Genomic DNA, 12,714 nt, shown 5'->3' with positions numbered 1-12,714 from the left:
GGTCATTTCGCCTGAATTCTCACAGTCAGGCAATACGGTTGCCATAAAGGATGGCAAGAAATACATGAACAGATAACATAAAGACAAAACTTTGTTGCTTCCGTCAGCATTCCGATTCACAATGCGAATGCTGGCGGATTTTCTTTTTATCAGTGTCAGGCGATTCTCATTTCTTTTTGGAACAGGGAAAGGAGAAACAGATTGATGCGATGATTACGGATTAATACTGTTTGTTTTCTTTTTTTATTGATTTTTTTGCGGAAAGAAGAAAAAAACGCTATCTTTGCAGACTAGAACAAACAATATTAATCTTATATTAAAACAAATGGCTTCAATACAAACTACTAAGATGTCCAACTTCCGTTGGGTGATTTGTGCTTTGCTGTTTTTGGCAACTACTGTCAACTACATGGACCGTCAGGTTCTGTCGCTGACATGGAAAGACTTTATCGCTCCAGAATTCCACTGGACCGACGATGATTACGGAACGATAACCGGTTGGTTCTCAATCTTCTACGCTGTATGCAACCTCTTCGCAGGTAAGTTCGTAGACTGGATGGGAACAAAGAAGGGCTACCTCATCGCCATCTTCGTATGGTCTACAGGTGCCGTTCTCCACGCCCTCTGCGGTGAGGCAGCTATGCTCATCGAGGGATACGACTCTATAGAAGCCCTGCGTCTTGTGCAGGCAGGTTCCGATGCTGCCGTGGCAATCGCCACCGTCAGCGTATGGCTCTTCCTCTCATGCCGCCTCGTGCTGGCAGCCGGTGAGGCAGGCAACTTCCCTGCTGCCGTGAAGGTTACGGCAGAATACTTCCCAAAGAAAGACCGCGCTTTCGCCACTTCAATCTTCAACAGCGGAGCTTCAGTAGGAGCCCTCGCCGCACCTGCCACCATTCCGTTGCTCGCCAACGCCTGGGGCTGGGAGATGGCATTCGTGGTGATCGGTGTGCTCGGTTATATATGGATGGGCCTCTGGATATGGCTCTATGACAAACCACGCAGGAGCAAGTTCACCAACACTGCCGAGCTTTCATACATCGAGCAGGACGAGGAAGAGGAGAAAGCAGCTGCCGAGTCAGAAGAGGGACACACTGAGGAGAAGACAATCGGATTCCTCAAGTGCTTCACCTTCCCACAGACATGGTCGTTTATCGTGGGCAAGTTCATGACCGACGGCGTATGGTGGTTCTTCCTGTTCTGGGCTCCGGCATACTTCTCCGACGTTTACGGCTACACCTCAGACAGTCCGATGGCTATTGCCCTCATCTTCACACTCTACGCCATCGTTACGGTGTTGAGCATCGGCGGCGGTTACCTCCCCACATATTTCGTTGACAAGAAGGGAATGAATCCATACATCGGCCGTATGCGTGCCATGTTGATATTCGCATGCTTCCCGTTGCTCGGTCTTATCGCCCAGCCAATGGGAGAAATCAGCGCATGGTGGGTGGCAATCATCATCGGATTTCTCGGCGCAGGCCATCAGGCATGGTCAGCCAACCTCTATTCCACCATCGGCGACATGTTCCCTAAGTCTACAATCGCCACAATCACCGGTATCGGTGCCATGGCAGGAGGTATCGGCTCGTTCCTCATCAACAAGGGTTCAGGTATGCTCTTCACCTATGCCGAGAACGCTGCACAGTTCAACTTCATGGGCTTCGAGGGCAAGAAGGGCGGCTACATGATCGTGTTCTGCATCTGTGCCGTGGCATACCTCATCGGATGGGTTATCATGAAGATCCTCGTGCCGAAATACAAGCCAATCGTAGTGGACTGATGATAAATCGCGGAACCTCCTGACCGCAAGCAGTTCTGGAATATTACAATGAACTGCCTGATGGCCGTTTGGGGATAATCCGCAGTAAGACAACACGTGTCTGGCATACAGATAAACCCAAAACGGTCATTAGGCCGTTCAATTTAGTATTTTAATACTGCTTGCTGTCTTTTGCTTTTTATAAGGCGTCTTTTGTCTGTTTTTAATTCGCAATAGCCTGCTATTACTCATTAAAAGCCAAACAAAATCTATCCTTCAAAAAAACAAAATCCATGCAAGCCCTAACGACCGATTTGGGATAAAAAACAGCTGTAAGTTCTTCGAGTAAAAGCGACTCTGGACTTACAGCTGTTTTTTGTATGCCGAATGTTCTTGTTCTTTTTCGGAAAGGAGATGTGCGGTGTTGTTTTTCCGGGAAATCTCTTGCATACAACACCAGGACAGACTCAACACCTTCGTGTCAAGGGAGGAGCAAAAGCCGCTACCGCAACCAACCTCAGAAAAGCCAGTTGCTTGCCACGCATGCAATGATGATGATTGCAGCAAGAATAGAAAGTGTGACGAAGAGAACACGGGAAATCATCTTGCGCCTCTTTCTCACTCTCAAAGATTGCTGCTTGAAAGATTCCACATCGTCCTTATGATGCCTATGGTGGTGATGGTGGACGTGTTCGTGATAGTGATGTCCGATGGTAGCTTTAGTATTTATGTTCATTGACTTAATATTTTTTTTGACCGTCCATTGTCAGCGACAAGGTCACATTGAGGGAAATAATAGTAGTTATAATAGTTCGTGCAGCTTGTGGAACCATCCGTCCCTCCATGCTTGCATTGCGCTTCCGTGTATGGAAACATATTTACATAGTTGCAAAAGTAATGAATAATTCCGATATAAATAGGTGACGTGTTTTCATTAACGTTTTTTATATTTCCGTCATCCCTCTCCGCTACGTCTCAATGCCGTTGGGAAACACGGCATGAAAGCCCTCCGGCGGACAATCCTCAGGGCAATGATGTGGCATTAACTTTCTCAATCTTTCTTTCCGTATATCCGCAAAAGTCATTAACTTTGCATCCGTTGCGCCGTTTTCTCCATACTGCCGGAACAACCTTCTGGAGTTCGGAGCGGAGCATCAGAGTTTTGATAACAGACTATTCTACCTAATTGCAAAAATGGAAAAAAATAAGACTTATACCTTTGATGAGGCCTTTCGTGCCTCTATGGAATATTTTGGCGGAGATGAACTTGCCGCAAGAGTGTGGGCCAACAAGTATGCGCTGAAAGACAGTTACGGCAATATCTTCGAACAGACGCCGACAGACATGCACTGGCGTATCGCCCGTGAGGTGGCGAGGATAGAAAACCACTATCCCAATCCGCTCACAGAGCAGCAGGTGTTCGAACTGCTCGACCACTTCCGCTATATCGTGCCGGCAGGCAGTCCGATGACCGGCATCGGCAACGACCACCAGGTGGCATCGCTCTCAAACTGCTTCGTGATAGGTCTCGACGGCGACGCCGACTCCTATGGCGCCGTGATGCTCATGGACGAGGAGCAGGTGCAGCTGATGAAACGCCGCGGCGGAGTGGGCCACGACCTTTCGCAGCTCCGTCCGAAGGGCACTCCGGTGAACAACTCTGCACTCACCTCAACAGGTGTCGTGCCATTCATGGAGCGCTTCAGCAATTCCACACGCGAGGTGGCACAAGACGGCCGCCGCGGAGCCCTGATGCTCTCTATCAGCGTGAAGCATCCCGACAGCGAGGCGTTTATCGACGCCAAGATGCAGGAAGGCAAGATCACTGGAGCCAACGTGTCGGTGAAACTCGACGACGAGTTCATGCAGTGCGCTATAGATGGCAAGGAATACACACAGAAATTCCCTATCGACAGCGATGCGCCGATAGTGACTAAGAAGGCAGACGCCAAGAAACTGTGGGAGAAAATAGTACACAACGCATGGAAGAGCGCCGAACCGGGAGTGCTCTTCTGGGACACCATACTCCGTGAGAGCATCCCCGACTGCTATGCCGACCTCGGATTCCGCACGGTGTCTACAAACCCATGCGGAGAGATACCGCTCTGTCCGTATGACTCATGCCGACTGCTCTCGGTGAATCTCTATTCATACGTGGTGAACCCATTCACACCGGAGGCATACTTCGACTTCGACCTCTTCAAAAAACACGTGGCGCTGGCACAGCGCATCATGGACGACATCGTGGACATGGAGATGGAGAAGATAGACAAGATAATAGAAAAGGTGAAGAGCGACCCTCAGGCAGATGTGGTGAAGGAGACAGAGCTGCACCTCTGGCAGAAGATAAAGCGCAAGAGCGCCATGGGACGCCGCACGGGAGTGGGAATCACTGCCGAGGGCGACATGCTGGCTGCCATGAACCTGCGCTACGGCACTCAGGAGGCGACAGACTTCTCAGTGGAGGTACACAAGACGCTTGCCCTCGCCGCCTACCGTTCGTCAGTGGTGATGGCAAAGGAGCGCGGAGCCTTCGAGGTGTACGACTCAGAGAGGGAGAAGAACAATCCGTTCATCAACCGCATCCGTGAGGCAGATCCGGAACTCTATGCCGACATGCTGAAATATGGCCGCCGCAACATCGCATGCCTCACCATCGCCCCGACAGGAACAACCAGTCTGATGACCCAGACCACAAGCGGCATCGAACCGGTGTTCATGCCCGTATACAAGCGCCGCCGCAAGGTGAACCCTACGGACACCGACGTACACGTGGACTTCGTTGACGAGTCAGGCGACTCGTTCGAGGAATTCATCGTCTTCCACCATAAGTTCCTGACATGGATGAAGATTAACGGCTACGACACCGAGAAACGATATACCCAGGAGGAACTCGACCAGCTCGTGGAGAAATCGCCATATTATAAGGCCACGGCAAACGATGTGGACTGGCTCATGAAGGTGCGTATGCAGGGAGCGATACAGAAATGGGTGGACCACAGCATCAGCGTGACCATCAACCTGCCGAACAGCGTGGACGAGCAGCTCGTAAACCGTCTCTATGTGGAAGCATGGCGTTCGGGCTGCAAGGGATGCACGGTGTATCGCGACGGATCACGTTCGGGAGTGATGATTGCCGTGGAGAAGAAAGACAAGAAGAAAGCGGAGGAGAAGCATATCTGCGAACCGCCTACCGTGACAGAGGTGCGCCCCAAGGAACTGGAATGCGACGTGGTGCGATTCCAGAACAACAAGGAGAAGTGGGTGGCATTCGTAGGTCTGCTCGACGGATACCCATACGAGATATTCACTGGTCTTCAGGACGACGAGGAGGGTATCTCGCTGCCCAAGAGCGTGAACAAGGGAAAGATCATCAAGAAGATAGACGAAAACGGAAAGAAACGCTACGACTTCCAGTTTGAGAACAAGCGCGGCTACAAGACCACCGTTGAAGGACTGTCAGAGAAGTTCAACCCCGAATACTGGAACTACGCCAAGCTCATCTCCGGCGTGTTGCGCTACCGCATGCCTATTGCCAACGTGATAAAGCTTGTGGGCCAGCTCCAGATGGACAGCCAGAGCATCAACACATGGAAGATAGGAGTGGAGAGAGCCCTCAAGAAATATATAGTAGACGGAACGGAGGCAAAGGGACAGAAATGTCCGGTCTGCGGTCAGGAGACACTCGTATACCAGGAGGGATGCCTAATCTGCAAGAACTGCGGATCATCACGTTGCGGATAAATACAAGCCCCATGATGAGACTCACACAAGGAAAGATATTCATCAAAGACATGCGTTTCCACGCCCGTCATGGCGTGTTGCCGCAAGAGACGCTCACCGGCGGAGACTTTCTCGTCTCCGTCGAGGCGGGCTGCGGGCTGCAGCGTGCCACAGAGACCGACGACGTGGCAGACACGCTGAACTATGCCGACATCCACAGAATGGTGAAAGAAGAGATGGCAGTGCCCTCGAAACTCATCGAACACGTGGCAGGAAGGATAGGCAGACGCATACTCAGCGAGATGCCCCAGATAGAAGAACTGACAGTCAGCGTGACCAAAGAAAACCCTCCGATGGGGGCTGACAGCAGGGGTGCAGGTGTTCAGTTGCACTGGAGAAATGACGAAAAAGACAACTAAATGTTCAATATTCCGCATTTTTGTTATCAAAGACAAAACTTATGACTAAATTTGCAGAAGTGAAGAAATACAGCTGTTATACATTGATACGTGCGCTGCTGGTGGCGGCGTTCATGATTCTTGTGGTGGCAGACGTCGCCGCAGGACAGTTCACGCTCGTCATCGACGCCGGACATGGAGGACATGATGCCGGGGCAAAGGGCAGTTTCTCATACGAGAAGAACATCAACCTGAAGATGGCGCTCGCCTTCGGGCGCTATGTGGAGAATAACTGTCCCGACGTGAAAGTGATATACACCAGAAAGACCGACGTCTTTGTGCCGCTCCACAAGCGAGCCGACATCGCCAACAAGAACCGCGCCGACGTGTTCATCTCCATCCATACCAACGCACTGCCCGGAGGCAGGATAGCCCGCGGAATGGAGACCTACACGATGGGAATGCGGCGGTCTAACGAGAAACTCAGTGCGGCGCAGCGCGAGAACGCTGTCATCACCTATGAGAGCGACTACAAGGAACGGTATGAGGGCTACGACCCCAACTCTCCTGAGAGCGCCATCATGTTTGAGTTCATCCACGACAAGAATATGGCGAAAAGCGTGGAACTCGCCAAACACGTGCAGAAAAGCGTGTGCTCCACGGCAAACCGTCCCGACAAGGGAGTGAAGCAGGACGTGTTCCTCGTTTTGAGAGAGACATCCATGCCGGCATGCCTGATAGAGCTTGGCTTCATCACCACTCCCGACGAGGAGCGGCTGCTCAACGATGATGCCAGCATCGACAATATCGCCAGAGGCATATACAGTGCCTTTGCGAAATACAAGAATGACAACTATTCCGGCGTCAACGTGCCATTGGTGGCGCCAAAGGAGTCAGACAAGGTGAGCCTGCCGACGCTCATTCCGCAGGACGATGCGGACAAACAGAAGAACCGCAATGCCGCAAGAAATTCTGAAACAACGGCAAGCAAACCCCAGTTAGCCACGAGCCAACCGAGAAAGGCGGCAGCGAAAACCGTCAATGCCCCTGCCGGAACGTCAAAGGCAGACGATGACGACGCTCCCGTTTTCAAAGTGCAGATAATGGCAAATGCCACGAAGGAGGCAAAGAACAGTCCGCGTTTCAAGGGATACGACGGAATAGACATGTATGAGGAAGGCGGAATGTACAAATACACCATCGGCGCCTCTACCAACTACAATGCCATCAACCGTCTGAGAGCTTCGCTCGCCACAGAATTCCCGGGATGCTTCGTCGTGGCATTCAGAAACGGCAGCAAGATGAACATCACCGAGGCGATACGCATCTTCAAGCAGCGGCGCTGACCCGTCGCCAGATGAAGGCGATGAGGCTGACGGCAAACGGGATGGACAAGTAATTCCTTACATATATTAATATATACAACAAAAAGACCCTATATGAAGTATTTTACCAAAGAAGTGAAAATCGCCATCGTGGCAATCGTAGGTCTCGTAGTGCTCTTTCTCGGAATGAACTTCCTGAAGGGACTCGACCTCTTCTCGTCCGAAAGCAAATACTACATATCCTTCAAGGACATCAGCGGACTGAGTTCCTCATGCCCCATCTATGCCGACGGCTATCAGGTGGGTGTGGTGAGAAACATCCAATACGACTATGGCCAGACAAAGGATATCATCGTTGAGGCAAGCATCAACAAAGACATGCGCATACCTAAAGGCAGCAGCGCAGAAATAGTTAGCGACCTCATGGGCAACGTGAAGGTGAACCTGCTCCTTGCCAACAATATGCGTGAGCGCATCAACCCGGGAGAGACCATCGTGGGAGGCATCAACGACGGTGCGATGGGACAGATGAAAGACCTCATACCTATCGTGCAGAAGATGCTGCCGAAGCTCGACTCCATACTCTGCAGCGTGAACACGCTGCTGCAGGATCCTGCCATCGCCAACTCGCTTCATAATGTGGAGACCGTCACCGGCAACCTCACCACATCTACAAGGCAGCTCAACACGCTTCTCGGAACGCTCAACAGACGAGTGCCGGGACTTCTCGCCAAGGCAGACAACGTGATTGACAACACGGAGGTGATAACAGGCAAGCTCGCCAAGGTAGACGTAGACGGCACGATGCAGAAGGTGAACACCACGCTGCAGAACGTGCAGGAGTTCACCCATCAGCTCAACAACAACCAGGGCTCCCTCGGACTCCTAATGCGAGATCCTAACCTCTACTACGACCTGAACGCCACAGTGAAGTCGGCAGATTCCCTGCTCATCGACCTCAAGGCGCATCCGAAACGCTACGTACACTTCTCCATCTTCGGAAAGAAGGATAAATGATAAATAGCGGAAAAGTAGACAGAAAGAATAACCATAATCTCCCCCGCGGGGGATAACGAGAGGAGGCTGGCTTCCGATCCATGATTCATTCTCGCTATGAGATGAATCCATGAGGAAGCCAGCCTCCTTCCTGTTCCAGCAGGTCGCGGCGCGTTTCCTCTCCGTTTTCTAAATTCCACTATAAAAGCACGTTACAAATTTGTTGAAAAATAAAGTCTACACCCATTTGTGTAATCCGATTTTTTTTGCGAAATTTGCACACGCTTTTCGGGATATTACCCTATGGAGATATGGCGAAAAGCTGAAAAACAAGTAATTAAAGACAAGTCTAGCGACAATTCTTTTTTATCAGAAAGTATATATATGGCCGATACTCCCAATGCTCTATGGGACAAGAGTCTCTTGCTCATTAAAGAGAATGTCTCACCGCAGCAGTTCAATACATGGTTCAAGCCAATAGTGTTCGAGGCTTACAAGAAGGAGACGAACACTCTGTTGGTGCAGGTTCCGAGTCCATTCGTTTACGAATACTTGGAAGAGAACTTCATTGATCTGTTGGGAAAGGTGCTTACACGCACTTTCGGCAAAGATGTCAAGCTTTCGTATCGCGTCGTTACCGACAAGACGAACAATCTTGCACAGATACTCACTTCCGACCCTCCAGCCGGAATCAACGACCAGAAGCCGAAGCAGACACGCAACAACCAGTCGCCGACACCGCTCGACGCTGCCAAGCCACAGCAGATAGCATCGCAGCTCAACACCCACCTCACCTTCAGCAACTATATCGAAGGAGCGAGCAACAAGCTGCCGAGATCCGTGGGACAGTCTATCGCCGAGCATCCTAATACCACACAGTTCAACCCGATGTTCATCTACGGACCGTCGGGATGCGGCAAGACACACCTCATCAACGCCATCGGAGTGCGCACCAAGCAGCTCTATCCTCAGAAGAGAGTACTGTATATCAGTGCGAGACTCTTCCAGGTGCAGTACACCAATGCCGTGAGAAACAATACCGTGAACGACTTCATCAACTTCTATCAGACCATCGACATGCTGATAGTGGACGACATACAGGAGTGGGTATCGGCACAGAAGACACAGGAGACATTCTTCCATATCTTCAACCACCTCTTCATGAACGGCAAACGCATCATACTGGCGAGCGACCGTCCGCCGGTAGACCTGCAGGGAATGAGCGACCGACTGCTCACCCGATTCAGCTGCGGACTCATCGCCGAGCTGGAGAAGCCGAACGTGGAACTATGTATGGATATCCTGCAGAACAAGATAAAGCGCGACGGACTGCACATCCCGGAGACCGTGGTGCGCTTCATTGCAGAAACGGCAAACGGCAGCGTCAGAGACCTCGAGGGAGTGATAAACTCGCTGATGGCATACTCCGTAGTGTACAACTGCAATATCGACATGCGGTTGGCAGAGCGGGTGATAAAGCGTGCTGTCAAGATCGACGACAACCCGTTGACCATCGATGATATCCTTGACTCCGTGTGCAACCACTTCTCCGTCACCGTGGCAGCCGTCAACGGCAGAAGCCGCAAGCGTGAATATGTGGAAGCGCGTCAGGTGTCGATGTATCTCGCACAGAAATACACCAAGATGCCGGCATCGAGAATCGGTAAGCTACTCGGCGGCAGAGACCACTCTACGGTGATTCACAGCTGCACCAAGGTTAACCAGCGCATGACCACCGACAAACTCTTCATGGACGAGATTACGAGCATTGAGAACTCATTCAAGCTGAAGAGGTAAAATAAAACATCATTGTTGCGTACTACCTTTCTCAAGCGAAAAGGTAAATCGTGTGCTGGCGGTCATCCGTCAGGACAAGGCGACAATGCGGGTAAAGGCAATAATCTATAATCCTTTTTCATTTCGTGAAAAGGATGAGGACATAGGCAATCATAAATAAGAAAGTAACTGGGGAAGTGTGTCAAGAGGCGCATTTCTCCTTTTTTTATTTCATTTTTCTTTGTAACATCCGTTGTCACATTCCCATTGAATGCCATGTGATAATTAGTAAAATTACAAATATGTTACATAAAACCGCTTGTTTTTTACCTTTTTTGTTACATATTTAATAATAAAAGCTTTTGGGATTGGAAATAAATACTTAATTTTGCAGCAGTAAAATGAAAAGTGCGACTAAATGTCGTTTATCCCCATCGACTAAAGCCATCACCTGCGGTGCTGAAAGGCGCCATCGCTAATTAGATTTAAGAATATGTAAGTTGGCAGGCGATTCGCAAAATGAATCCATAGGGTCACTCGCTGAGAGTCTGGCTCCCCCAAAAGTATGCCAATAGGCAATATGTAAGCTTAAAGATGAAAAGCAGCTGGAAAATGGCTGAAGCCACTAAAGAAGTATAAATGTGTCGTAAATTAAAAAAGAAATCAGTTATGAAAACTTCTGACAAGACTTCAATGGCAATCAACGGTTATGCCAATTCCGGTAACATAGTTCGTTATGTGTGGCCATACGCCGCATTGCTGATTATCTGCTTAGTGCTGGTGGTCTTCTTTTGACGTATCCGGCGGCAAGGCTCCATACCACTGCATATTCTCATGGCTGTCTTATCTTTGGATAAGTGGCGGAAAAGCCGTTCGTTCGATCATAGTCTGACTATGGATAAAGAAAAGTCGGACTGATGCATGGAGACGGGACAATTAAAAAAGATTATAGAGAGAACTGTTCACAAATATTGGACAGGAACTATTGAAGATAGAAATTTTGATTGTTGATTATATGAATTTGATGTTTAGTATTTGTACCATTAAGTAAGAAAAAGAGCATTTTTTTGTAGATTAATTTTTTATATTGTAGATTAGATTCAACAGTCGGAGTTGTCGTGAGACACCTCCGATTTTATTTGTCCTGTCCTTCGTCGTTTCGCTTCATTCTCACACCTTGTTTCATGAGATACTTCCGCTATTTTTGTCATTATGCATCCTCCGTTCCGTCGTCCTCGTTTTCCGTACAAAAAATACCATTTTGGGGCACGCTGCTTGCCCAACATGGGCAAGGTGCTTTCTCAACAGGGGCAAGCTGCTTGCCCCACTTGGGCACGATTCCTGCTATATTTTTCTTACAAATTCCGGAGGATGTGATATGTCCAAATCCCGTCTGATTTCCGTATTGAATATATATTTCTTGCCACTTGGTGAGGGTGAAAACTCATTCAAATCGAACCTGATTATTATTTTACCGTCACTTATTCATCCACTTGGTTTTTATTTAGTACTTTTGCACTCGGTTATTTGATCATTACGTTTAGAAAATCAAGGATTGAGATGAACAAGGTCTTGTCATTTGTGAAGAAGTGGACCCTACTGTGTGCCATGCTGGTTGGCAGCGTGTTGTATCTGTTGTTCAGCGATGTTCCGCTGCTGCAGCCGATGGGCGATGTCATGGGGCCGGCGTTGGTGGAAATGGTTCCATACGTCATTTTTGCCCTATTGTATGTCACATTCTGCAAAATAGACATATCCAACCTGCGACCACGCGCATGGCATTTCTGGTTGCAGTTTATTCGCACATCCATTTCCGCCTTCTTTGTCCTCCTTATGATGTATTTCGCTGAAGGCGATGTGAAACTCGTTCTTGAAGGATGTTTCATCTGCTTCATCTGTCCCACGGCAGCCTCAGCAGCCGTAGTGACAGAGAAATTAGGCGGCAGCATAGCCTCGCTCACGGTATATACGCTGATTGCCAATATCGTCACCAGCATCATCATCCCCCTGTTTTTCCCGATGGTGGAGAAGAGTGCTGATATAACGTTCCTCTTCGCCTTTGGCATGATAATGCGCAGGGTGGTAACGGTGTTGCTCCTGCCCCTCTGTCTTGCCCTGCTCACGAGGCGCTATCTGCCTAAAGTGGCAGGAGCCATAAAGCGCCGCAAGAACCTCGCTTTCTATATGTGGGCGTTCAATCTAAGCATCGTCACAGGTATGACCGTACACAATATCGTCGATGCCGAAGTGGGAGGCATCACCCTGTCGCTCCTTCTCATCCTGCCTCTGTTTGTATGTCTCGTGCAGTTTGCCATCGGCAAGTGGGTGGGCGGCTTCTTCGGCGACAGAGTAAGCGCCGGACAGGCTTTGGGTCAGAAGAACACCATCGTTGGCATCTGGCTCACCGTGACCTTCCTGAATCCCGTGGCTGCCGTAGCGCCCGGAGCCTATGTGTTGTGGCAGAATCTCGTGAATTCATGGCAACTCTGGTGTAAGGAGAAATACGGCTATCTCAAGTGGTGATGCGTCAGTGGAATAACCGTTTTTCGTGGCGTTTGTCATAAGGTTTGGTCTTCATCCATACAATATTCTTTGGGACGGTAGATTTTATTATCAGACAGGCAGATGAGTCCGTTGGCAATCATGGCCAGAGATTAGTTTTGGCGTGACGCTCAAGTAATGGTGAAAGAATAACTTGATCAAATTTTGACCTGTATTTTTGTCGGTTTTGGAG

General features: G+C 49.5%; 9 protein-coding genes. 8 read left to right on the top strand and 1 reads right to left on the bottom strand.

The window, feature by feature from the left end; all coding sequences use genetic code 11:
- Positions 1–325 precede the first annotated feature (325 nt).
- Entirely contained in the window at positions 326–1,783 is a 1,458-nt protein-coding gene (locus ST42_RS10280; RefSeq protein WP_044073448.1) for an MFS transporter, read from the top strand.
- A 496-nt stretch (positions 1,784–2,279) separates the two neighbouring features.
- On the opposite strand, the gene ST42_RS13625 is transcribed toward ST42_RS10280, so the two are convergent.
- Positions 2,280–2,498 carry a hypothetical protein gene (locus tag ST42_RS13625; protein WP_022317445.1) on the bottom strand — a complete coding sequence of 73 codons (219 nt, stop codon included), beginning with the start codon at positions 2,496–2,498 and terminating at the stop codon, positions 2,280–2,282.
- A 458-nt stretch (positions 2,499–2,956) separates the two neighbouring features.
- Between ST42_RS13625 and ST42_RS10275 the strand changes: the two genes are divergently transcribed.
- The 7 genes from ST42_RS10275 to ST42_RS10250 all read left to right on the top strand — a co-directional run bounded on the left by ST42_RS10275 (position 2,957) and on the right by ST42_RS10250 (position 12,503).
- The gene (locus tag ST42_RS10275) at positions 2,957–5,506 is read left to right on the top strand and encodes an adenosylcobalamin-dependent ribonucleoside-diphosphate reductase (protein ID WP_044073447.1); all 2,550 of its coding nucleotides are present in this window, start codon (positions 2,957–2,959) and stop codon (positions 5,504–5,506) included.
- Positions 5,507–5,520: 14 nt separating this feature from the next.
- Positions 5,521–5,904 carry a dihydroneopterin aldolase gene (folB, locus tag ST42_RS10270; RefSeq protein ID WP_044073462.1) on the top strand — a complete coding sequence of 128 codons (384 nt, stop codon included), beginning with the start codon at positions 5,521–5,523 and terminating at the stop codon, positions 5,902–5,904.
- A gap of 41 nt (positions 5,905–5,945) precedes the next feature.
- A complete protein-coding gene (locus ST42_RS10265) occupies positions 5,946–7,229 on the top strand; it encodes an N-acetylmuramoyl-L-alanine amidase family protein (RefSeq protein ID WP_231557013.1) in 1,284 nt (427 codons plus the stop codon).
- A 93-nt stretch (positions 7,230–7,322) separates the two neighbouring features.
- Positions 7,323–8,225, top strand: a complete 903-nt coding sequence (locus tag ST42_RS10260) for an MlaD family protein (RefSeq protein ID WP_044073446.1) — start codon at positions 7,323–7,325, stop codon at positions 8,223–8,225.
- Between the two features lie 363 nt (positions 8,226–8,588).
- A complete protein-coding gene (dnaA, locus tag ST42_RS10255) occupies positions 8,589–10,001 on the top strand; it encodes a chromosomal replication initiator protein DnaA (RefSeq protein ID WP_042518432.1) in 1,413 nt (470 codons plus the stop codon).
- Between the two features lie 648 nt (positions 10,002–10,649).
- Entirely contained in the window at positions 10,650–10,775 is a 126-nt protein-coding gene (locus ST42_RS14450; protein WP_022317438.1) for a hypothetical protein, read from the top strand.
- A 765-nt stretch (positions 10,776–11,540) separates the two neighbouring features.
- Positions 11,541–12,503 carry a transporter gene (locus ST42_RS10250; protein ID WP_044073445.1) on the top strand — a complete coding sequence of 321 codons (963 nt, stop codon included), beginning with the start codon at positions 11,541–11,543 and terminating at the stop codon, positions 12,501–12,503.
- Positions 12,504–12,714 lie beyond the last annotated feature (211 nt).

It is taken from the genome of Prevotella pectinovora, assembly GCF_000834015.1.
GTDB classification, from domain to species: Bacteria; Bacteroidota; Bacteroidia; order Bacteroidales; family Bacteroidaceae; genus Prevotella; species Prevotella pectinovora.
The sequence above is the reverse complement of the archived record's forward strand: the minus strand, read 5'-3'. Positions and strand labels throughout refer to the sequence as shown.